The 21,859-nt window shown below is 68.6% G+C and carries 18 protein-coding genes and 2 riboswitches; of the genes, 4 read left to right on the forward strand and 14 right to left on the reverse strand.

Features of this window, described 5'->3' with window-relative positions; all coding sequences use genetic code 11:
* Positions 1-43: 43 nt before the first annotated feature.
* The 5 genes from F603_RS0104625 to F603_RS0104645 all read right to left on the reverse strand — a co-directional run bounded on the left by F603_RS0104625 (position 44) and on the right by F603_RS0104645 (position 4,696).
* The gene (locus F603_RS0104625; protein WP_158678607.1) at positions 44-1,564 is read right to left on the reverse strand and encodes an ABC-2 transporter permease; all 1,521 of its coding nucleotides are present in this window, start codon (positions 1,562-1,564) and stop codon (positions 44-46) included.
* Positions 1,561-2,433, reverse strand: coding sequence for an ABC transporter ATP-binding protein (locus F603_RS0104630; RefSeq protein WP_019544847.1), 873 nt, complete (start codon positions 2,431-2,433; stop codon positions 1,561-1,563). Before F603_RS0104630 ends, F603_RS0104625 begins: the two co-directional genes overlap by 4 nt.
* The gene (locus F603_RS31575) at positions 2,403-3,266 is read right to left on the reverse strand and encodes a zf-HC2 domain-containing protein (protein ID WP_019544848.1); all 864 of its coding nucleotides are present in this window, start codon (positions 3,264-3,266) and stop codon (positions 2,403-2,405) included. Before F603_RS31575 ends, F603_RS0104630 begins: the two co-directional genes overlap by 31 nt.
* Complete coding sequence (locus tag F603_RS0104640; RefSeq protein WP_019544849.1) at positions 3,263-3,796, reverse strand: RNA polymerase sigma factor; 534 nt, start codon at positions 3,794-3,796, stop codon at positions 3,263-3,265. Before F603_RS0104640 ends, F603_RS31575 begins: the two co-directional genes overlap by 4 nt.
* A 147-nt stretch (positions 3,797-3,943) precedes the next feature.
* On the reverse strand, positions 3,944-4,696 hold the full coding sequence (locus tag F603_RS0104645) for an AfsR/SARP family transcriptional regulator (RefSeq protein WP_019544850.1): 753 nt from the start codon (positions 4,694-4,696) through the stop codon (positions 3,944-3,946).
* A gap of 517 nt (positions 4,697-5,213) precedes the next feature.
* Here F603_RS0104645 and lanKC point away from each other — a divergent pair.
* The 3 genes from lanKC (at position 5,214) to F603_RS0104660 (ending at position 10,121) form a co-directional block, all read left to right on the forward strand.
* On the forward strand, positions 5,214-7,892 hold the full coding sequence (lanKC, locus tag F603_RS31580) for a class III lanthionine synthetase LanKC (protein WP_019544851.1): 2,679 nt from the start codon (positions 5,214-5,216) through the stop codon (positions 7,890-7,892).
* A 7-nt stretch (positions 7,893-7,899) separates the two neighbouring features.
* Entirely contained in the window at positions 7,900-8,022 is a 123-nt protein-coding gene (locus F603_RS34610; protein ID WP_019544852.1) for a SapB/AmfS family lanthipeptide, read from the forward strand.
* Positions 8,023-8,324: 302 nt separating this feature from the next.
* Positions 8,325-10,121: an ABC transporter ATP-binding protein gene (locus F603_RS0104660; protein ID WP_019544853.1), complete on the forward strand. Its 1,797-nt coding sequence runs from the start codon at positions 8,325-8,327 to the stop codon at positions 10,119-10,121.
* Positions 10,122-10,325: 204 nt separating this feature from the next.
* On the opposite strand, the gene F603_RS0104665 is transcribed toward F603_RS0104660, so the two are convergent.
* The 8 genes from F603_RS0104665 to F603_RS0104700 form a co-directional block, all read right to left on the reverse strand.
* Positions 10,326-10,964, reverse strand: coding sequence for a trimeric intracellular cation channel family protein (locus tag F603_RS0104665; protein ID WP_019544854.1), 639 nt, complete (start codon positions 10,962-10,964; stop codon positions 10,326-10,328).
* 142 nt (positions 10,965-11,106) lie between these two features.
* A complete protein-coding gene (locus tag F603_RS0104670) occupies positions 11,107-12,300 on the reverse strand; it encodes an ABC transporter ATP-binding protein (RefSeq protein WP_019544855.1) in 1,194 nt (397 codons plus the stop codon).
* A gap of 151 nt (positions 12,301-12,451) precedes the next feature.
* A complete protein-coding gene (locus F603_RS0104675) occupies positions 12,452-13,579 on the reverse strand; it encodes an ABC transporter ATP-binding protein (RefSeq protein WP_019544856.1) in 1,128 nt (375 codons plus the stop codon).
* Positions 13,576-14,574, reverse strand: a complete 999-nt coding sequence (locus tag F603_RS0104680) for an ABC transporter permease (protein ID WP_026328146.1) — start codon at positions 14,572-14,574, stop codon at positions 13,576-13,578. Before F603_RS0104680 ends, F603_RS0104675 begins: the two co-directional genes overlap by 4 nt.
* Before the next feature lie 150 nt (positions 14,575-14,724).
* Positions 14,725-16,485 (reverse strand): ABC transporter substrate-binding protein, encoded by a 1,761-nt coding sequence (locus tag F603_RS0104685; RefSeq protein ID WP_026328147.1) that lies wholly within the window; start codon positions 16,483-16,485, stop codon positions 14,725-14,727.
* A 64-nt stretch (positions 16,486-16,549) separates the two neighbouring features.
* Positions 16,550-17,548, reverse strand: coding sequence for an ABC transporter permease (locus F603_RS0104690; RefSeq protein WP_026328148.1), 999 nt, complete (start codon positions 17,546-17,548; stop codon positions 16,550-16,552).
* Positions 17,549-18,120: 572 nt separating this feature from the next.
* Positions 18,121-18,888: an enhanced serine sensitivity protein SseB C-terminal domain-containing protein gene (locus tag F603_RS0104695; protein WP_019544860.1), complete on the reverse strand. Its 768-nt coding sequence runs from the start codon at positions 18,886-18,888 to the stop codon at positions 18,121-18,123.
* Between the two features lie 158 nt (positions 18,889-19,046).
* Positions 19,047-19,856, reverse strand: a complete 810-nt coding sequence (locus tag F603_RS0104700) for an enhanced serine sensitivity protein SseB C-terminal domain-containing protein (RefSeq protein ID WP_019544861.1) — start codon at positions 19,854-19,856, stop codon at positions 19,047-19,049.
* Between the two features lie 254 nt (positions 19,857-20,110).
* Here F603_RS0104700 and F603_RS0104705 point away from each other — a divergent pair, with 254 nt between their 5' ends.
* Complete coding sequence (locus tag F603_RS0104705) at positions 20,111-20,725, forward strand: hypothetical protein (protein ID WP_019544862.1); 615 nt, start codon at positions 20,111-20,113, stop codon at positions 20,723-20,725.
* Positions 20,726-20,732: 7 nt separating this feature from the next.
* On the opposite strand, the gene F603_RS0104710 is transcribed toward F603_RS0104705, so the two are convergent.
* Entirely contained in the window at positions 20,733-21,452 is a 720-nt protein-coding gene (locus F603_RS0104710) for an AAA family ATPase (protein ID WP_019544863.1), read from the reverse strand.
* Positions 21,453-21,626: 174 nt separating this feature from the next.
* A riboswitch (glycine riboswitch) is annotated at positions 21,627-21,725 on the forward strand.
* Positions 21,726-21,829, forward strand: a riboswitch (glycine riboswitch).
* Positions 21,830-21,859: the final 30 nt, after the last annotated feature.

Raw genomic sequence — 21,859 nt, forward strand, 5'->3', positions numbered from 1 at the left:
CGAACCAGAGGCGGTACGAGGCGCCCTGCGGTGGCGATCCGATTCAACGACACGGTGGCCCCTCGCTCTTCGCCTGCGGTACGCCGTCGCTCTCCGCGCCAGCGTCGGCCTGCGGGTGCGAGCCGCTGGTGTCGGCGAGGCCGAGCAGCGAACGCGCTTGCTGCAAGTCGGTTTCCGGGCGGACGAGCGTCTTCCAGTGCGCGCCGATCCGTTCGCCGGCGTCTTCACGTCTCAAAAGCGTTCTGGCAACGCGACCGTCCTCCGCGCTGTAGCCGACATGCCCGAGAGCGGTGAGCCCCATCTCGTCGACGGTCGATTCCGGCTCGGGCGTGACCGTCTGGCCGGCCAGCCATAGCGCGACGACCGTGCGAGCCTGGCCGTCGCCGGCGCACGTGGTCGGGTCCGAGGACGTGTCCGAACCGTCGTCGAGCCCGGTGATCCGAGCCGCCAACTCGCCGGCGAGCATGCGCTGGTAGTCCTTCTCCACCTCGTCTCTGCCCCACTCGGTGCCGACGAGACCCCCGCCCTGTTGCGCGCCCGACATGGTGGTGCGGTACTGCTTCACCACGGGCACCGCGTCCCGCTCCGCAGCGGGAACCGCGGCGACGACCGGCTCCGCTGCCTCGGCCCAGAGCGGAACCCATGCGTCGAAGCCGGGCAGGTGACAGTAGCGCACTTCGGTGCGGTCCGTGCAGCTGAGCTCGGCGGCGTCCCCCTCGTGAGCGGCGGCATTGCCCGAGAGGAGCAGCGGCGCTGCCAGGGCAAGCGCCAGGGCCCCCGCCAACGCTCGGTACGCGTGCATCCCATGACGCAGCAGGGCGACCGCCGCAAGCAGCACGACGAGGGCAGCGAGATACACCGAGCGCGAGCCGGCCGGCCACTGCAGCACGTCACCAGCGAGCAGGGAGGTGATGGGCAACGGCCAAACCGTGGTGCCCTGGTCGACCGTGAGCGCGAGGAACACTACGAGTACTACCGGGACAGCGATGAGCGTGGGCATCCATCTTCCGAGCGTCACACCGAGCACAGTGAGCACTACGCTGCCCTCGACAACGGCGGGGATCTCCCAGACACTCATGCCACCGGCCACGGGCCCCGAGCCGAGGCGAAACAACACGTGGGCGCCAACGGTCACGGCGGTGAGGAGCGCCCCCGCGAGACCGCAGGCGATCGCCACGGCGAGGGTGCGGACCATGGCACCCGCCGGCAGAGCGGCGAGGGTCTGCGGCATCCCCCGACGCTGGTCGCGCACGGCACCGAGATTCGCCGTCACCATCACGGTGACCGCGATCAACAGAGCACCCGTTCCGGCGAGTTGCACCTCGTATTCGAGGTTGGCGACCATAGGCTGCCGAACGCTCAGCAGGACGGGGAGGGCGAACGCGACGGCAGCCGCGCCCCAGATGAAGGGGTTCTTCGCCAATCGAAGCAGTTCGGTCCGGGTCAACGAGGCGACCACGGCCCCGATCCGTGTTCGCCGCACCGCAGTGGACGATCCGCCGCTTTCGGAGACGACTACAGATGCCGCCTCGCCTTCGGCACCCGTCTCCGTCTCGGCGCTCACGACACCCCCGCCTGCGGAGCACGATCACCCAACAACAGCAGGTAGCCGTCCTCGACTTCGGGTTCCGCGCACTCCGCCTCGTCGGGGCGCTCGCCCAGAACACGGTATCGGCCGTCCGCAGTACGCCAGAAGAACCGTCCGCCCGGCGGCGCCTGGCGGGTCAGCCAGACCTGGTCCGCTGCATGCTGTGCGAGCCCCTGCGGCGTGCCGTCGAACAGAACACGTCCGCCGAAGAGTACGACGACGCGCTCGCACAACGCCGCCACGTCCTCAGTCTGGTGCGTGGAGAGCAGGACGGTGCGGGACTCGCCGAGCCGGGAGACGAGGGCCCGAAAGCGCATACGCTGCTCAGGATCGAGTCCGACCGTCGGCTCGTCGAGGATCATGAATTTCGGGTCACCGAGGAGGGCTTGGGCCAGCCCGAGGCGTTGCCGCATCCCTCCGGAAAGACGCTTCACCTTGGTGGTCGCCCGGTCGGTCAGGCCCACCTCCTCCAGAACTCTGCGTACCTGGACGTGGCGTTCGTCGCGGTCAGTGAACTCTTTGAGGATGGCAACGTAGTCGACGAGCTCGTAGGCAGTGAAGTGCGGGTAGTAACCCGGATTCTGTGGAAGGTAACCCAGGCGCCTACGGAGCTCCGTGCGCTGGTTACGGTCTGCCGGGTCGAGTCCAAGGGCGCGGAACCCGCCGTCGCTCGGTGACTGCGTTGTGGCGAGGCATCGCATGAGCGTGCTCTTGCCGGCACCATTGGGACCGAGCAACCCGGTCACGCCAGCGGTGAGTTCGAGGTCGATACTGTCGAGAACCTGTGCCGCGCCGTAGCTGACTGTGAGCGAAGTCAAGCGGACGCCCGCGTCTGCTGTGACCATGAGCTCCCTCCCCTGTAATCGATGTGGTGGCGGCGCAAAAATCCGACGAGCAGCAGCACTGCGGTGGCGACGCCGTATCCGGCCTGCAGAGGCGGCGCAAAGACCACTAGCTGCCCGGTGGCCAGGAGTTCACCCAGCACGACGCAGGCGATCCACAAGGCCGCTGTGCCTCCGGCCGCCACCGGCATGGGCCACCGCGTCGAGAACGCCAAGCAGGCGGCGGTCAACGACAGGGCAGGCAGTAGCCATACGGCGCCACTCAGCGGCGGTCCCGGTAGCAACGGTGTGACCAGGGCGGCCGGCACGAGGGCGACTCCGAGCACGGCCGCGGCACGCCAGAGCAGCAACCTGGGCCCGGAGAACGGAGTGGCGGCGAGCAGTTCGTGCGCCGGATCGCTTCGAGGCCCGTAGGCGAAAGCGATCCCACCGAGCGGGAGCACCGGTGCCGCAATGAGGAAAGGCAGCAGCGCCGTCTTGCCCGATCCGATGGCGTGCGCGGCCGCAACGGCGAACGCCAGCACCGCCGCAAGCCCGGTGAGCCAGGCACGACTGAGCGTGGGCGTCGCGGCGAGCAGGCGCGCCAGGTGGGATGGCACGCGGCAGGCTCTCAACAGACGTTCGAGGAGAGTCGGTGCCGGGCGCAACACCACGGCAAGAATGCCCTCCCAACTTTCCTCCATCCACTCCTCATTGACTGGGAAGACCTCCCGGCACATGGCGCACCGGTCCAGGTGCTGTTCGAGCAACTCGGCCTCGGCCGGGGTGACGTCCTGCTCCAGGTAACGGCGAAGCAGCTCCTTCGGCGCGTGCCGACCAGCTGTTGTCTCGCTCATGCAAGCTCCTCCCGCAGCCGCGCCTTCGCCCGCCGCATACGGGTCTTCACGGTGCCCTCGGGTATCTCCAGCCGGTGCGACGCCTCCCGGACCGTGAGTCCGTCCAAGACGCAGGACTGCACCACGGCACGGAGTTCAGGCGAGAGACGTGCCATCGCAGACCCTGCTTCGCCATGCTCCACGGCGCTCAACACAGCCTCTTCTGCGGAGCCCGTGACGGTGTCCGCCTCGACCGGCTCCCGCGGACCAGCTATCCATCGCGACCCCCTCTTCCTCAACGTGGACACCAGCCGGCGTCGAGCGATGGTCCACATCCAGGCGGCAACTCCGGCGTCCTCGGCTTCCCGGCTCCGCCTGTTAAAACGGGACGCACCCTTCCACACCGCGACAAAGGTGTCTTGGAGAGCCTCGTCGACAGCGTCGGCGTCACGGCAGGCGCGACGCAGGCGTGCCCTCAGCCAGGGCGCATGCCGACGGTGCAGTAAGCGCAGCGCGTCGGAGCTACCGGCGGCGACAGCCGCAACGAGCACCGCGTCATCCTCCCCGCGACCGCTCCGCGTTTCCTCCGCGGTCCCGGGTGCGGCGCGAGCCCGCGAGCGCCGCGGGTTTCCTGAGGGCCACATACTTTCTCTATCGCAGGGGGCAGGCGAAATGGTTCACGCGAAGGCTGCTGAGTTTCACCCGAGTTCGGGAAGTGGCCGGCCCTGCACGATCGCCGTGTGCAGCCGACGCAACGTGGGGCCGGGCACAGTGCCGAGTTCGTCGGCGAGCTGTCTGCTGAACGCGTGGTAAGACCGGAGGGCGTCGCTGGCGTATCCCTCGGTGTAGAGCGCGGCCACGAGTCGTGCCGTGACGGGCTCGGTGAGCGGCTCGGACTCGACGGTGCGCTCCAGAGCCTCCAGCGACCTGTTCGCCTGTCCCAGATCTCGCAAGCTATCAGCCCAGTCGAGTATCGCCCTTACCCGCTGCCGCCGGTACATCTCGCGTCGCCGCTCGGCCCAGGGGCCCGGCAGTCCGGAGAGGGCCTCACCGCGCCATAGACTCAACGCGTCCCGCAGAAGACGGACCCGCTCGTGAGCCTCCTGCTGTCCCGCCTCCTGCACCAACCGACGGAAGACCTGTGCGTCGACAGCCTCCGCAGGGGCGAGGAGCAGGTAGCAGCCGTCGCGGAAGAGCAGCCTGGGAGCGCCTGCATCGGCTTCCTGAGTAAGCAGGTTCCTGATACGGCTGATGTGGCTATGCAGCGTCCGCCTGGCGGTGGGCGGCGGGGACTCGCCCCAGATCCGACCGATCAGCTCGTCCGGGGTGGCCAGCCGACCGAGATCATCCAACAGGGCGGCCAGCAGCGTGCGTTGTTGCGGCCTCGCGTGCCGCGCCAGCGAACGGGACCCGGACCAGACCTCGACCGGCCCCAGAAGACCGAATCGCATGTTCCCCCTCCGTGAGAAGCTCCCGGGCTGGCAGAACCGCCCCCGAGCTCTCGTTTCCTCGTTTCTTCTCGTCCCCGCCGCGTGCCTGCAAGACCGATCGGTGCACCGGGAACGCGGACTCGGTGCTGTCGCTCGCTCACACGTCCATGACGACAAGATCCCGCCTGCAGGACGGCCAAGTATGTGCGGCTACGTCGACGCGGAGCTGCGGTGGTGCGTGGCGTTGAAAGTTTGCGGTCGCTTAGTGGATTTTGTGAAGGAGTCGTCAGCATAACGCCGTACCGGGCTCACATCTTCCGCCTCGTGATGACTCTGTTTCCTGATCCACGCAACCCCGAATCGTGGGCTAAAGCTGCGAGTTCGCCCAGGTCGGGCTACATCCGACCGGGCGGCAAGAATCTGTCAACAACCGCGCATACACCGAGCAGTCAGCATCGTGGGTCGCGCATGGGAGTGACAGAAGTGGCTGCGTGTCACAGCTGCCCACGCGTCTGCCGACGTACGGGGAGGGGAACAGGTGGACATCCGCTATCCGGCCTACTGTGCCGTCGATCCGCGCTACTACGACTCGCCGGAGCAGGCGGCCGACACCGCACAATTTGCGTCGCTCATATCCGTCCCTGACGGCTGGCAGCGCAGGGACAACGGCCGCTGGAGCTACTATCGGCCGGTCGACCACCTCGGCGCAGACCAGGGCTGGAAGATCCACGTGTCGGCCACTTTGGAAAATGCGACGGCCATCCTCGAACGGACTGCGCGGCACTGCTTCCGGCACGGCCTCGCCTTCAAGTTCCTGCGCTCCCGAGACGTCCTCTTCGAGCACAACTCCAAGTACGCTCCGAGGGGCGCCAGCGGCAAGTTCGTAGCGCTCTACCCAGGGGACACGCAGCAGTTGGAGGAAACCCTCAAGGAACTGGGCGAGGAGCTCACTGGGTTCGAAGGCCCGTACATCCTGAGCGACGTGCGCTGGCAGGACGGCCCACTCTACGTCCGCTACGGCAGTTTCACACCGCAGTACACCTACACCTCGAGCGGCATCCGGACCCCCGCCATCCGACGCCCGGACGGGAAGCTGGTGCCCGACAGCAGGGAGCCCCGTTTCACCCTGCCCGACTGGGTCGAAGTGCCAGAATTTCTACGCCGACCCACACGCCGACGCGTGTCCGCGAATGGCGGCGACGCTTTCCCCTACCAGGTACGCGCCCCACTGCACTTCTCCAACGGCGGCGGCGTCTACTCCGCACAACGCCGTTCCGACGGCGCCGAGTTGATTCTCAAGGAGGGGAGGCCTCACGCCGGGCTCGATCGCGGCGGAAGGGACGCCGTCGCCAGGGTCCGCAGCGAGGCCGCTGCGCTACGGGCCCTGGACAGCGTGCCCGGTGTCCCCGGCATCCACGGCCTCGACACCTACGGCGATCACGAATTCCTTGCCATGGATCGGGTCCCCGGCATCCCGATGCACTCCTGGCTCGCTATTCACTACCCGTTCACCTCGTGCGATCCAGCCGCCACCGTGTCGCAGGAGTACCACTGCCGAGTCCGTACCCTGCTCGCGAGGGTCGAGAGAATCATTACCGAGGTACATGCGCGGGGTTACGTTTTCCGTGACTTGCAGCCCAGCAACATCATGATCGACGACGAACTCGGCGTGTCCCTCGTCGACTTCGAGATGGCGATGCCGACGCAGGAGAGCGCCGCACGCACCCTGGCAACCCCGGGATTCGCCCCGCCCGGTCACCTCACAGGGGAAGCCGAGGACCTGTACGCACTCGCCGCCGTTCAGCTGTACCTCTACTTTCCCCTCAACAGCATCCTGGCGCTCTGCCCCCAGAAGGCGGGCGCCTTCATCACGGAGGCGGGTCGGCGCTTCGCCCTCAGCGAGGAGGAACTCGCCAGGATGGCACCGCTCTGCGGTGAGTGGACCGGGCCCGGCCCTTCCGGTCTCGCACCCATGACCAAAAACGTCTTTCCCAAAACAAGCGGCCCTTGGCAACCCGTCATCCGCGATCTGGCTACCTCCCTGCGCGGTGCCGCCACCCCTGAAAGGGAAGACCGCCTTTTCCCCGGGGACATCGGACAGTTTGAACATGGGGGCCATGGCTTCGCATTTGGCGCCGCCGGAGTCATTGACAGTCTCCGTGGCGCCGGAGAGGGCCGGCTGGAGGAATACGTCGAGTGGCTACTGGCACCGACCTACGGAAGACAGTCGTCGCCTCCCGGCCTCTACGATGGTCTTGCCGGAGTGAGTTACACCCTGGCGCAGCTCGGCGATACCGCCACAGCCCAGAAACTCCTGCTGCCCTGTTTAGAAGCCCGGGTACGAAGCAGCAAACTCTTCGACGGTCTTTCCGGCATCGGGCTCGTGAGCCTGCTTCTTCACCAACAGACAGGTGAACACGAATACTTAACATACGCGGACTGCTCCGCGGACGCGGTATGCGAAGCTGTCGAGCGGGGCAGCCTTGGGCTCGTTGACGAGTCACAGGACGGCGGCACCACGACAGAGGGGCCGAGCAACGCCGCAGAAGCTTTCTACGGCGGACTGCTGTACGGCTGGTCCGGACTTGCCCTCTTCCTCCTGCGCATGTATGAGTTCACGGGTCGGAGCAGGTACCTCGACCTCGCCCAACGCGCGGTCCACAGGGATCTCGACATGTGCGAGGCCTCGGCCCACGGCGCGGTGATGCTGCGGAACGAGGGGCGGCTGCTGCCCTATCTTGCCACCGGCAGCGCGGGCATCGCTCTCGTAAGTGACCTGTTGCTCGACCACCGCACCGACGCGCGCATCGCCGATATGCTCCCAGGCCTCGCCACCTCCGCCCGCACGGACTTCTGCATCGGGAGCGGACTGTTCAACGGCCGTGCCGGGTTGGTCGCCACGCTCCACCGCCTCGCTCCCAGACTGGGCCGCGAGGTGGTACAGCCGTACGTCGACAGCGGCCTGGCGGCACTCGATCTGCACGTACTCGCCGACGAGCACGGCCTGATCTTTCCCGGTGACCAGAACCTACGCGCATCCACTGATGTGGCGACGGGGTCCGCGGGCGTGCTGAGACTCGCGAGTTTCCTGGACGGGCGGTGTCCAGAAATACTTCCCTTCCTCGCCCGGAATATTTGCGACGACGCGGAAGCGGAGACGGGCTCGACGTCCCCAACGGGTGGACGTCGAGAGCACATCAAACACAGGGGGAGGTGACACAACCATGACCGACTTCATCCTTGATCTTCAGGGGATGAGCTCCGAGGACGTCGAGGTGGGCGAGCAACTCGCCAGCTCTTACACGACAGTTCTCTGCGGGCACAGCTGGACCAGCATCACCTGCTGACGGGGCTGAGTGAGGCCGGTGGCGTACCTGCGAGTGCGCTACCGGCTTCACGCTCGACAACACTTCCCTGCTAGCAACACCGACCCTGTCCCGCAGCACGGTGCCTGTAATTCCGTAGCACCTCGTCGGTCGAAATCCTCGCTGACAGCGACTGGGACGGTAGCTCAGCCGACCGCTGCTTCACTACCGTTCAGTCGCACGTTCAGGGACGCTCTCCTCCTTGTCGCCTCGCCTGCACACCCAACTCGGAACGTCCTTCGGGCGCGCCCTCCACACCGCAGAATCTCGCCTGGAGGTTCGGGATGACATGTCCTCCACGCCGCGCAGGACTGCGCGACTTCCTTCGGCACCTGCGCGGCCAGCGCGGCGCCCTTACGGCGGCCACGGGCCTGTCACTGCTCATGTCCGCCGCGTCGCTCGCCCAACCCGTCATGGTCGAGTCCTTGTTGACGCGTATGGCAGGTTCCGGTCCCGTGTTTGGCTCCGCGCTCCTGCTCGTCGGTCTTGTCGTCGCCGTGGCCGTGCTCACCGGCGGGCGCGACTATCTGCTGGAGCGAACAGCCGAACGCATAGTGCGGAAGCTTAGGGAACAACTCGTGGGACGGATGCTCAACCTCCCCGTCGGCGAATACGATCGGCGCCCGTCGGGAGATCTGCTCTCGCGGCTCGGCTCCGATACCGTGCTGGTGCATATGGTCGTCAGTTCTGGCCTAGTGGATCTCGCCTCCGGACTTCTCCTCATGATCGGGTCTGCCGTCGCCATGGCGGCGATGGACTTCCCACTCTTTCTCGTCGCCGCCGGCGGCATCGGCGTGGGCGCAGGCGGTGCGCTGTTGGTCGCCCGCGGCCTGCGACAACGCAGCGAAGACGTCCAGACCAGCATCGGAGCGTTGGTTGCGGCCAGCAGCAACGCACTCGCCGGCCTCCGCACGATCCGCGCCGCACGTGCCACGGAACAACAGTTGACGTACATCGGGCAGAGGACGGGGGACGCCTACCACGCCGGGCTCCGCCTCGCCCGGTTGAAATCGATCGTCAGTCCCCTCTCTGGCACTGCAGTGCAGGCGGCGTTTCTGGCGGTGCTCGCCGTAGGAGGCGCCAGAGTAGCGAGCGGTGCGATGGACTTCGCGCAGCTGATCTCGTTCGTGCTGTTCCTCTTCTTCCTGGTCTCCCCCGTCGGTCAGGCTTTTCGGGCTTATCTGAGCGTCCAGGAGGGCATGGGTGCCTGGCGCCGGATCGAAGAAATTCTCCGCATCCCATCGGAAACGGCACACGACAGACCCGCTATGGGAGCAGATAAGCAAGACGTAACTGTCTCCCGCCGGGAAGCGGCGGCCGCCAAATATCCTCGCAGGGCAGACGAGGACCGTGCGCACGCCCTTGAGTTTGACAGCGTGGACTTCCGCTATATCGGGGGCGAACCGGTTTTGCGTAATGTGAGCTTCCAAGTCCCGCTCGACGGCCTGACGGCGCTCGTGGGACCCTCCGGGTCGGGCAAGACTACGCTCCTGAGCCTTGTCGAACGGTTTTACGATGTCGAGCGCGGCACCCTGCGCATAGGCGGCTTGGACCTCAAGACAATTTCCCGGGACGCGCTTCGCTCCCAACTGGGCTATGTACAACAGGAGTCGCCGGCCCTCGCCGGGTCCCTCAGGGACAACCTGGTACTCCAAGCGCCGGACGCAACCGAGGAAAGCTTGCACGCCGCGCTGGCGCAGGTGCAGCTCACCGAGCTCGTCCGGCGCTCCCCCAACGGCCTGGACGCCCCGGTGGGCGAGGGCGGTGTGCTGCTGTCGGGCGGAGAACGTCAACGGCTCGCAATCGCCCGAGTATTGCTGGCCGCTCCACGCATACTCCTCCTCGACGAGCCAACCAGCAATCTCGATGCACGGAGTGAGGCAGCGTTCCGTGGCCTAATCGGAGAATTGACGAAGGCGCACACACTCCTCGTTGTCGCACACCGCCTCTCCACGGTCACCCATGCGGACCGCATCGTCGTCATGGATCGCGGCGAAGTCGCGGCGGTCGGCAGTCATGAGGAACTCCTCGAAATCTGCCCGCTCTACCGCGACCTCGCCACCGAACAGCTACTCGCCTAAGGCCTTGTTTGCGTTCACGCTCCACCGGCCTGACTGCATTTTTTGTCGAACGCCGGTGACGCACCTACGTTCCGCACGGTCGCTCTACACGCCCGTAGCCCACGCCATGCCCCGGCAGACAAAACCTGTCCCTCGAACCATCGACGTGGGCCTCTTACAACAAAGCCGACTATCCAAACGAACACGTAGTTCTTCCCTGATCCCTCATCCCCTCCCCCGCCGCCAGGCGCGCGGTGCACGCCAGTTGTAGTGGAGGGCGAGAAGCCGCAGGAGGAAGCCGAGAAGTGCGGCGAGGACCGTCGTGGCGGGGGTCAACGCGTTGCAGGCGAGGAGTACCGCGACGAGTCCGGCTCCGGCGAGCGCGGGGACGCCGTAGATCTCGCGGTCCCAACGGAGCAGCGAGGGGACCTCGTTGGCGAGGACGTCGCGGAGGACGCCGCCGCCCGCGGCCGTCGCGAGGCCGAGTGCCACGCAGGCCCCGAGTCCGAGTCCGTACTCGTGCGCCTTGAGGGTGCCCGTCACCGAGAAGAGGCCGAGTCCCGCCGCGTCGAAGACGCTGATCGCCTTGTTGATCCGCTCGATCTCGGGGTGGAGGAAGAAGACGAGCAGCGCGGCGAGGAGCGGTGAAAGGTAGTAGCCGGGCTCGGTGAAGGCAGGCGGTGGCACGTCGCCGATCACCAGATCGCGGAAGAGGCCGCCGCCGAGCCCCGTGATCTCGGCGAGGATCGCGATGCCGAAGACGTCGAGGTCGCGTCGGACGGCGAGGAGCGCCCCGGAGACGGCGAAGACGAAGATCCCGGCGAGGTCGAGCCAGTGCGGGAGGGAAGGGAGGAAGAGGTCCACGGGGCATGTCTACCGGGCTGCGCCGCACGCCGGTGCGGCGGCCGTCCCCGAGCGCAAGGCCGGGTGCCCGACGCGGGGTCAGGCACCCGGCTGCCCCTGGCCCGCGGCTCCTACACCCAGGACGGGAGCCGGGGTCAGCGGTTCACTTCTCCGGCGAGGAAGCTCCTTCGGAGCCGCCGTCCGCATCGCCGGGCTCGGTCGAACCGTCGTCCGCCGCAGCGGGCTTCGTCATCTCGATCCGCTCCCCGCCGGGCGCGGGTGCCTCCTTGAGGAGCGGCTCCGGGTGGAGGTCCTCGTGGTTCTCCGGGTGGTGGCAGGCGACCTCGTGACCGGTGCGCAGGGAGAGGAGCGGGGGCTCCTCCACGGTGCAGACCTGCGTCGCCTTCCAGCACCGGGTGTGGAACCGGCAGCCGGTGGGCGGGTCCATCGGCGACGGGACGTCGCCCTGGAGCAGGATGCGGTCGCGTCCGCCGCCGTCGGCCTTGCGGCGCGGGTCGGGCACGGGGACGGCGGAGAGCAGCGCCCGCGTGTACGGGTGCATCGGCGACTCGTAGAGCGACTTGCGGTCGGTCAACTCCACGACCTTGCCGAGGTACATGACCGCGATCCGGTCGGAGACGTGCCGGATCACCGAGAGGTCGTGAGCGATGATCACGTAGGTGAGGCCGAGCTCTTCCTGGAGGTCGTCGAGGAGGTTGACGACCTGCGCCTGGATGGAGACGTCGAGCGCCGAGACCGGCTCGTCGGCGACCACGAGCTTCGGGTTCAGCGCGAGGGCTCGGGCGATGCCGATGCGCTGGCGCTGGCCGCCGGAGAACTCGTGCGGATACCGGTTGTAGTGCTCCGGGTTGAGCCCGACGACACCGAGGAGCCGCTGCACCTCCTTCTTCACCCCGCCCTCGGGCTTCACACCCTGAAGGCGGAACGGCGCACTGACGATGGAGCCGACGGTGTGCCGCGGGTTGAGCGAGGAGTACGGGTCCTGGAAGATCATCTGGACGTCGCGCCGCAGCGGACGCATCCCGCTGACGCCCAGGTGCGTGATGTCGGTGCCCTGGAACTCGACGGTGCCCTCGGTCGGTTCGAGGAGCCGCGTGATCAGCCGGCCCATCGTGGACTTGCCGCAGCCCGACTCCCCGACGACGCCGAGGGTCTCCCCCGAGCGCACCTCGAAGTCGAGCCCGTCCACCGCCTTGACCGCGCCCACCTGCCGCTTGAACAGGCCCTTGGTGACGGGGAAGTGCTTCTTCAGACCGCTGACCTTGAGCAGCGTCTCGCCCGGCTCCGCCTCGGGCGCGACTTCGGCGGTGCCCGAAGCCTGCTGGGGGATCGTCATCGGCTAGTCCTCACTCGCAGCTCTGGCTGGTCCGACTCGGGGCGCCCGCGGCGGGGTCCGCCGGCTGAGGGGCACCGCGCCGCCGCCGTCCTCGGTGCGTCCGTCGTTCTCTTCGGGGCCTCCGGTGCGGCGGCCGTGCGCCGGGCGCCGGTCACAGCTTCGGCGCAATCTCTTCGTCCCAGATGCGGGTGCGGTCCTCCTGGGACATGTGGCAGGCGGAGTAGTGCCCGCCGCCGAGGTCGCGCAGTTCGGGCCGCTCCGTCCTGGTGACACCGCCCTTGGGGACGTCCGCGTAGGGGCAGCGCGGGTTGAAGGCGCAGCCGGAGGGGACGTTGATCAGGCTCGGCGGCGAGCCCTTCACCGGTACGAGGCGCTCGGTGCGCTCCCGGTCGATCCGCGGCATGGAGCCCAGGAGACCCCAGGTGTAGGGGTGTTGGGGCTCGTAGAAGACCTTCTCCGCCGTGCCGTACTCGACGCAGCGGCCGCCGTACATCACCAGGATGTCGTCGGAGAGCTCGGCGACGACGCCCAGGTCGTGGGTGATGATGACGACCGCGGAGCCGAACTCCTTCTGGAGGTCGCGGATGAGGTCGAGGATCTGCGCCTGCACGGTGACGTCGAGCGCGGTCGTCGGCTCGTCGGCGATGAGGAGTTCGGGGTTGTTCACCAGCGACATGGCGATCATCGCGCGCTGCCGCATGCCGCCGGAGAACTCGTGCGGGTAGCTGTCGACCCGCTTGTCGGGCTGCGGGATGCCGACACGGTCGAGGAGTTCGACAGCGCGGCGGCGCGCCTGTTTCTTCGTCACGGAGTGGTGGACCCGGTACGCCTCCACGATCTGGTTGCCGATCGTGAAGTAGGGGTGGAGCGCGGAGAGCGGGTCCTGGAAGATCATCGACATCTCGCGGCCGCGGAGCTTGCGCACCTCGTCCGGCTCCGCGCCGAGCAACTCCCTGCCGTCGAGCCAGATCTCACCGCTCAGGTGCGGGCGCTGCCGCCCGTACTGGCCGACGGTGTGCAGCCCCATGATGCCGAGCGAGGTGACCGACTTGCCGGAGCCCGACTCGCCGACGATTCCGAGCGTCTTGCCCTTCTCCAGCCGGAAGGAGAGGCCGTCGACGGACTTCACCCAGCCGTCCTGGGTGGGGAAGTGCACGTGCAGGTCGCGGACTTCGAGGAAGGACGAGGGGGGTGCGCTCGCCTTCGTCGTCTCCACCGGCTCGCCCGCCGCCGCCTCGACGCTCTGCGCGCCGGCGGCGGAGTCTGCTGCGTCGCTCATGCAAGCCTCACTCGGGGGTCGATCACGCCGTACAGGAGGTCCACGATCAGGTTGGCGAGGACGACGGCGGTGGCGGTGATGAGGGTGACGCCGAGGATCAGCGGCAGGTCACGCTCGTTGATCGCCTTCAGTACCGCCTGGCCGAGCCCAGGGACGCTGAAGGTGGTCTCGGTGAGGATCGCGCCGCCCATCAGGGCGCCGAGGTCGATACCGAGAAGGGTGAGAACGGGCGTCATCGTGGAGCGCATCGCGTGCTTGCCGATGACCACCGGTTCCTTGAGGCCCTTGGCTCGGGCGGTGCGGATGTAGTCCTCGCCCATCACCTCCAGCATCGTGGCTCTGGAGAGCCGTGCGTACATCGCACCGAAGAGGAAGGCGAGCGTGATCCACGGCAGCACCATGCCGCTGAACCACTGGGCCGCGTTCTCCTCGAAGGGGGTGAACGCGTTGTTCACCCAGCCCAGTTGGTAGGCGAAGAGCGCCAGCGAGATGAGTCCTGTGAAGTAGACGGGCAGCGAGACGCCGCCGAGCGCGACGGTCATCGCCGCCCGGTCCCAGAGCGACCCCCGCTTGAGCGCGGAGAGCACACCGATGGCGAGCCCGATGATCAGCCAGACCACGGCGGCGCCGAGGGCGAGGGTGAGGGTGACGGGCAGGCGGTCGGTGAGGACCGGCCAGATCTCCTGCTCGTTCCGGAACGAGTAGCCGAAGCAGGGCGCGGAGCAGTGGATCGTGTCACCGCCGCCCGTGTAGTCCCGGCCGACGAAGATGCCCTTGAAGAACTCGAGGAGCTGCAGGAGAACCGGGTCGGCGAGGCCCAGCTTCTCGCGGACGCCCTCGATCGCCTCCTTGTCGGCCTGCTTGCCGACGAACATCAGCGCCGGGTCGGTGCCCGTCCACTTCGGAATGAGGAAGAAGATGCAGAAGACCGCCAGAACAATGACGACCAGCATCACTGCGACGGCGAACAGCCGCCTGATGAGATATGTGAGCACTGCTCTCGGCCGCCTGCCGGCGGCCCGGCCTCCCCGGTCGGGGGAGCACCGGACCGCCGCGACGGCGGCCTTCACCTGCCCTTCGTGCCAGCGGCGGGTGACGCCGTCAGATGGTGATGTCGGTACGGGTCACTTCGGTCGTTCAGTCGGTCACTTGACGCCGATGTTGACGAAGTCGTACCAGCCGCTGAAGGCGTCGGCCGAGTAGACGTTCGTCAGCCGGTCCGAGCGCCACTGCACGACCTTGAGGTAGGTGAGGGGCATGTAGTAAGCGCCCTTCATGACCTCGTGGTTGATCTCGGCGTAGGTGTCGGCCGCCTTGTCGGGGTCCTCCTCGGCGATGGCCTTCGCGAACCCGTCGTCGATCTTCTTGTCGTCGATGAGCGCGTAGTTGTTGTTGCCGCTGTCGAGGATGTAGTCGCTGTGCCACAGCGGCAGGCCGTAGCCCTGGCCGCTGGGGAAGTCCGGGCCCCAGCCGTAGATGATGATGCCGTAGTTCTTGCGCTTGACCGTGTCGGGGACGCCGACGATGGAGGCGCCCTGCGCACCGTCGAACGCGTCGATCTCGACCTCGACGCCGATCTTCTTCAGCGACGCCTGGATCGCCTCGGAGGACTTCATGTCCGCCTTGTCGGTGTTGCGGACGGCGAGCGTGGTCTTGAAGCCGTTCGGCTTACCGCACTTCTTCAGCTCGTCCTTCGCCTTGGCGATGTCGGCCTTGCCGCCGTTCTTCGCCTGGCCGTACTGGTCCTCGCCCTTGTCGTAGCCGGGGACGACCGGGGGCAGCATGTTGGTGGCGATGTCGCCGCCGGCCGCCGGGCCGCCGCGCGCGGTCTGGACCGACTTGTGGTCGGTGCCGTAGATGACCGCCTTGCGGCAGTGGATGTCGTCGAAGGGCTTCACGCTCTTCGGGAAGACGGCGTAGGAGATGAACCCGGACTGCGGGTTGTCGACGTTGTCCTTGTTCTGGCTCAGCGCCTTCTGCCGGCCCTGGGCCTCCATGCCGCGCTGGTTGAGGTCGAGGTCGGCGTCGCCGTTGAGGAGGCGGTTGTCGCGCTCGTCGGGGTTGGTGAGCAGCGTCAGCTTGACCTGGTCGGGGAGCGCCTTGCGGAGCGGGTCGGAGCCGCGCTTCCACTCGGTGTTGCGGACCAGCGTCAGGCCCTTGTTGGGCGTGTAGTTCTTGAACTTGTACGGACCCGAGGAGAACGGCTTGAGGCCGTACTTCGACTTGGTGTCCTTGTCCTCGCGGACCGGCGCGTTGGTGGGCATGGCGAGCATCTGCTCGAAGTCACCGTTGCGCTCGGGGAGTTTGAAGACGATCGTCTTCTTGTCCGGCGTCTCGATCGCGTCGAGGCCGTCCTTGTCCTCGTACGGGCCCTTGTACTTGCTGTCGGGGTCGAGCACGTCCTTGATGTAGACGGGGCCGCCCGCGAGGGTCTTCTGCGCCCACTGCCGCTGGATGCCGTACTTGATGTCTTCGGAGGTGATCTCCTTGCCGTCCTCCCACGTCACGTCGTCCTTGAGCGTGTACGTGTAGGTCTTGCCGTCGTCGGAGATCTTCGCCGTCTCCTTGGCGAGGTCCGGCTTGAGCTCGATGCTCTTCTGGCCCGGCGCTCCCGTGTAGCTGACGAGGGTACGCGCGTAGTAGCGGGAGAAGGAGAACGCGAAGCCGTAGTACATCCTGGTGGTGTCCCAGGAGTCGGCGTCCTGGACGCCGACGTACTTGAGCGTGCCGCCCTTCTTGTCGGACGGGTTGGCGACCTTGTCGACGCCGGCGTTGTAGCCGGCCGCCTTGCCCTCGCCGTCCTCGCTTCCGCCACCGCCGCCGCAGGCTGCCGTGGCAACCAGGACCGCGGCTGTCAGCGCCGACATACCGGCCACTCTGCGCCTGGTTGAGCGTTGGGTTGTCACGATTGTGGTCCTCCGTGTAGATCGGCACCCGCTGGGACGGCGGGGCGGGGTCTCAAGTGGGGGGTCAGCGGGTCCCCTTGGGATCGAGCGCGTCGCGCACGCCGTCGCCGAAGAGGTTGAACGAGAGCACGGTGACGAAGATCGCGATACCGGGGATGATCATGTACGTCGGGTCGGTCTCGTAGAACGTGACGGCGTCGGAGAGCATCGAACCCCACGACGCCGTAGGGGGTTTGACGCCGACTCCGAGGAAGCTCAGCGCCGCCTCCGTGAGGATGTTGGTCGGGATCATCAGCGTCGCGTAGACGGTGATCGGCGCGATCAGGTTCGGCAGGAGCTCCTTGCGGAGGATGTAAGGACGCCCCGCGCCGAGGCTCCTCGCCGCCTCGATGTACTCGCGCTCGCGCAGCGAGAGCACCTGGCCGCGCACGATCCGGCCGATGTACGGCCAGCCGAAGAAGCCGATCACGATGATCATCACGAGCAGCCGGACGCCCGTGCCCTCCAGGCCCAGCATGTTGTTGGGCATGACGGAGATCAGCGAGATGATGAAGAGGAGCTGCGGGAAGGCGAGCAGCATGTCCATCACCCGGCTGATCACCGCGTCGAGCCAACCGCCGAAGTAGCCGGCGAGGGTGCCGAGGAGCGTCCCGAGGATCACCGCGACGACGGCGGAGAGGAAGCCGACGAGGAGCGAGACCCGCGCCCCGTAGACGATGCGGGCGAAGATGTCGCGGCCGCTCACCGGCTCGACGCCGAGGAGATGGTCGCCGCTGATCCCGCCGAACGAGCCGAGGGGGGTCTGGAAGAGCGGGTCGATCAGGTCCTCGTGGCGCTCGTCCGGCGACTGGCCGAGGAGCGCGGTGATCACGGGCGCGAAGACCGCGACGAGGATCAAGACGAGCACGATGACACCGCCGGTGAGCGCGACCTTGTCGCGCTTCAACCGCTCCCAGGCGATCCGCCCGGGCGAGCGTCCTTCGACGGCCTTGGCGGCTCCGTCACCGGTGACGGGTTCGACCGGAGCCGTCTCGGCTGCCGTGTCATGCAATGGTGCCGTCATCGTGGTGGGAACCCCTCTCGACTGGCGGTGACCAGCCCACGCCTGCCGCTGTGGCGGCTTGTTCGCAAGCAGTTCGTACAGAAGACCGATGGCCTCATCGCCGGGAGTCTTCATCGCGCCGGTGATCAGTCGCCAGACTTCCCCGCGAAAGGATGCGCAACTGTGATGTCGTTCGGCATCTTCCGTTATGCGGACGGAAGTTGGCGTTCTGCGGGGTTGTGCGCCCGCTTATGTCCCGGTTGGGAGCGCCCCGCGCCGCGCCTCTCCAGAGGGCTCCGCACGACCGAAAATCCCCTATTGCAAAGGGAATTGAATACGCCGGGCGGGAGTTTCCCCTCGCGCCCCGTAATGGGGACGGCGAACCCCCGCAACGCACCACGGAAACGCGGGCATCGAGCTCCGAGGGAGACCCGCGGCCCCGCGGGACACCCGTGGACGACCCCCGCCCCATCTGCCGCCCCCTGGGGGCACTTCGCGCTCACCCTCCTCGACTACCCCCGAGCCGAGCAGAGTTCACCTGCGGAACCCCCGCCGCACCGGCGCACGGACACCCTGGACGGCGCGCAACGGCGTCAGGCGCGCGGGCTGCCGTATCCGAACCCGGGCACGCTCCCCGGCACGGCGCCCGCGTGCACGTCGCGATCGAAGAATGGGCGGGAATTGCGGCGGAGCCACATGGCGACGGGATCGTAGTCGTCCGACATCGCGACGCTGGAGACCGGCAGCCCCTCGGGCGCCGCGGCCACCGACTGCCCCATCATCCGCCGGGCGCCCTCCACCGCCTGCGGGCTGTCGTCGTAGAGCTCCAGGCCGATCGCGAGGTAGGCGACGCCGAGCGCCGGCTGCACCCAGGCCCTGCGCAGGGAGCGCACGGCCGGCGTGTGGTGCGCGTTCTGGGTGAGGACGGCGTAGAACTGGGCGGCGTTCAGGGCAGGCTCGCTGATCCTGAGCGGGCCGGCCGGCAGGCGGTCGAGACCCGTCGCGATGCGCCGCAGGTCGAGCCAGGGGATGCCGAGACCGCCGCCGGGAGCGTGCGGATTCAGCCAGATCCCCCAGCGCTCGGGGAAGAGCGCCGCGGCAATCTCCTGCCCGGTGACGACCTCGTGCGCGCGGTCCCAGCCGGAGGCGGCGAGCTCCTGCGCCGAGGTGACGCAAGGCGCGTAACCGTACCCGGCGACCTCCATGTTGCCGTACTGCGCATCGGGGGAGCCGGCTCTGCCGTTCCAGAGCAGCATCCAGACCTGGCCGCGGGCGAGTGCGTTCAACAGCGCCTCGTAGGCGTCGTACCTGCCCGGCGAGACCTGACGCAGTAGTTGCTCGACGCTCTCACCCGCGCTCACCTGAGGCCGCCTTCCCGTCTTCCCCCGACACCGAGGTCGCCTGCCACCCGGGCACGCTTCGGCGCCCCCGCTCCATCCAACCAGCTTACGAGGCGGCCCAGTAGGCGTACGGCTACATGGGCGCCCCATCGAGCGACGCGTCCGGCCACGCCGCACCCTCACTGCGCGACGGGCAGCCCCTCGCGCGCGTAGAAGGGGCGCACGCACTGCCGCATCCACGCGACCATCGGGTCCTCGGCCGCGTCGAGGAAGACGAGCTGCACGGGCCACTTCACCGGCGCGCGACCCAGCGCGCGGCCGACACCCTCGTGCACCGCCTGCCGCGACGGGGCGTCGAGCGGGTCGAGTTCGACGCCGACGTAGAGAGCCGGCGGGTCCCCTTCGGCGCTCGCCAGCGCGCGCCGGGCCGAGCGCGCGGCGCCCACCTGCTGGAGCTCGTCACCTGCCGCGGAGAGGAAATCCAGCGGGTCGTCCTGCCAGTCGGGCTCGAAGAGGCGCATCCGCGCGCCCCTCGCCACGCCCGAAACTGCCTGCTCCGAGGGGGTGTTGGCGCACAGCTCGGCAACGACCTCGGGCGGCAGCGGGACGCCGACGGCGCCCCCCGGGTTGATGGCGATGCCCACCTGCGGCGGCAGCCCGCGCGCGAACTCCCTCGCCGGCGCAGCGGTGAACGACAGGTGCGCCCCCGCCACACGCAGGAACTCCTCCTGGGAGCTGAAGACCGGAACGTACGGTGCGCCGCCCAACTCGACCGTGGGCAGGTCGAGATGGGAGCTGTCGGGACCGCCGCCCTCGGGGAGCGGCACCCAGAGGCTGCTGCGCGCGAGCACCTCCAGCAGACGGGCGCCCGCCTGCTGGACGCCGAGGGAGGCGGCGAGGGTCTCCTCCAGCTCGTTGCTTGGCCAGCCGCCGCCCTGGCCGGGCTCCTCGGGCAGGCCGCCGGAGCCGTACTGCTGCGGAATGGTCATGGGAACACCCTAGAGGCTGCCGCCGACACCCCGCCCGGCCCACCCGGGGTCGCACACGGAACCCGCGCGAGGGACACACGGCCTCCGCGGCCGTCACCCTGCGGAGTCTTCCGGTTGCGCTCCGCATCGGGGGCGCCAAAGGTGGTTCCCGTCCCCTCGTCGTAGTAGGGCCACCGCGCCGGAGGCGCCGGGACGCACCGGCCGCGCAGCCGGTGGCGACGAAGGACCCACCCCGACAGACCCGAGGAACAGGTATGCGCCTCTCCAGAACCGTCGCGGCGGCGACCGCGGCAGCCGCCCTCGCGGGCTCCCTCGCACTCGCCGCCGGCACGGCCGCAGCCGGGCACGAGCCCGCGCCCCGCACCCCGAGCCACGCCGCCCCCGCACGCCCCCAACTCGCCCAGACGGCAGGCACGCTCCAGCGTGCGGACCAGGTGCTGCGCCCCGTCAGCGCGCTCCTCACCGAAGTGCTCCGCGACGGCGCCCGGCTCCCCGAGGCCCAGGCCGACCGCCGCGTCGCCGAAGCCGTCCGCGCCCTGGACACCGTCCGTACCGCCACCCCCGCGCGCGCCTCGGGACACCGCACGGCCGCCGACTCGGCCGCCCTCGTCCAGCGCGCCGCCGACCGGTTGGAGGAGCGCGTACGCGCCCTCGCCGACGCGGCGGGCACCGGCGACCGCGCCCGCGTCGACACGACTGCCGATGCCGCGCTCACCGGGTCCATGGACCTGCTCGCCGCGCTCGTCGCGGGAGGCAACCTGCCGACGGCACACATGCCGGGGCTGCCGACCCACACCGGGCCCAAGGCGCACGCGAAGGTGCCCACGGCGCCCGAACCACCCGCGAAGTCAGGCCCGTTGGGCGGCTGAGGCCCCGCTAGCCGACGGCCAGGCGGTCGGCGCGGTCAGCGGGGTCGAGCTCCGCCTCGCGGCGCCGCCCGAAGGCGAGCCTGCGCACGCACGCGGCGGCCCGGCGGTCGAGCAGCACGACGGAGACGCACGGCCACGGCATCCGCCCCCGCTCCGCCCCTGCTATCAGCCGCGCCACCGCCCTGCGGTGCCGGAGGAACGCGTACGCGGAGACGCGCCGCCCCCGGCCGGCCTGGCCTAAAAGCGCGTCGCCGGGATCGACGTCGAGGAGGAGCAGATGCATCCCGCGCCCGCCGCGCACCGCCGCCCTGGCGATCCAGCGGAGCACCCACGCCTGCGCCCCGCACGCGTGCACCACCGCGCCCGCCCCGGAGGCGAGTGCGCGGTGGAGCGCCGCGTAGTGCGCCAGGCGCACGAGCGGGCGGTAGAGCGCATAGGGGAGCCAACTCGGCACTCTGCGGGCCCAGTTCTCCCTGACGTCCTGAGAGTCGATGCGCACCAGGTGCCGTCCGGGGCGTACCGCCCGTCCGATCAGCGTGGACTTGCCGCTGCCCGGCAGCCCGGAGACGACGACGAGATCGCCGGCAGGGAAGCGGAGCGTCCTGCGCTCCGCCGAACCGCGCAGATCCCTGCAGCGGAGCTCGGCCCCCGCCGCTCCCGACGGAACCTCCGGAGACGCCGACGCCGCCCCACCGCCCGCCGGATGCCCGCTGCGCAGGCTCTCCACTGGTGCCCTCCCCGGGTGTGCTCGCGCACCGTGCGCGCCCCCGCGCTGTCGCTCAGCACGGTCAGAATGCCAAGGGAAGGTAATGTCCTTCAAGGCGATTGCCGGCCGACGGGGGGCAGCGGAGGGCGCGCTCACCGTGCGATGATGGCCGCCGCCAACTCCATACCGGCCGCATGAATCCGCGCGGGAGAGTTCCCGGGACAGAAGGCCCGGGGCGCCGAAGGAGCAAGATCCTCCCTTGAATCTCTCAGGCCCCGATACCGCGCGGGCCAGGCAGATCTGGAAAGCGAGCCCCCGCGGGCTCCACCCACGGTGCAAGCCGCGTCCCCGCTCGGGCCGCGGTGAAGCTCTCAGGTTCCGATGACAGATGGGGAGGACATCCGCGTCAGCACACCTACGGGAGCCCT

Origin of the sequence: Streptomyces sulphureus DSM 40104, assembly GCF_000381025.1 — a bacterium.
In the GTDB taxonomy this organism is placed as follows: domain Bacteria; phylum Actinomycetota; class Actinomycetes; order Streptomycetales; family Streptomycetaceae; genus Streptomyces; species Streptomyces sulphureus.

What these genes read in the sequence shown, in the direction of transcription:
- F603_RS0104630 (WP_019544847.1), bottom strand. Translation starts at nt 2,433, where the DNA reads ATGGTCACAGCAGACGCGGGCGTCCGCTTGACTTCGCTCACAGTCAGC.
- F603_RS31575 (WP_019544848.1), bottom strand. Translation starts at nt 3,266, where the DNA reads ATGAGCGAGACAACAGCTGGTCGGCACGCGCCGAAGGAGCTGCTTCGC.
- F603_RS0104645 (WP_019544850.1), bottom strand. Translation starts at nt 4,696, where the DNA reads ATGCGATTCGGTCTTCTGGGGCCGGTCGAGGTCTGGTCCGGGTCCCGT.
- F603_RS34610 (WP_019544852.1), top strand. Translation starts at nt 7,900, where the DNA reads ATGACCGACTTCATCCTTGATCTTCAGGGGATGAGCTCCGAGGACGTC.
- F603_RS0104660 (WP_019544853.1), top strand. Translation starts at nt 8,325, where the DNA reads ATGACATGTCCTCCACGCCGCGCAGGACTGCGCGACTTCCTTCGGCAC.
- F603_RS0104670 (WP_019544855.1), bottom strand. Translation starts at nt 12,300, where the DNA reads ATGACGATCCCCCAGCAGGCTTCGGGCACCGCCGAAGTCGCGCCCGAG.
- F603_RS0104675 (WP_019544856.1), bottom strand. Translation starts at nt 13,579, where the DNA reads ATGAGCGACGCAGCAGACTCCGCCGCCGGCGCGCAGAGCGTCGAGGCG.
- F603_RS0104690 (WP_026328148.1), bottom strand. Translation starts at nt 17,548, where the DNA reads ATGACGGCACCATTGCATGACACGGCAGCCGAGACGGCTCCGGTCGAA.
- F603_RS0104700 (WP_019544861.1), bottom strand. Translation starts at nt 19,856, where the DNA reads ATGACCATTCCGCAGCAGTACGGCTCCGGCGGCCTGCCCGAGGAGCCC.
- F603_RS0104705 (WP_019544862.1), top strand. Translation starts at nt 20,111, where the DNA reads ATGCGCCTCTCCAGAACCGTCGCGGCGGCGACCGCGGCAGCCGCCCTC.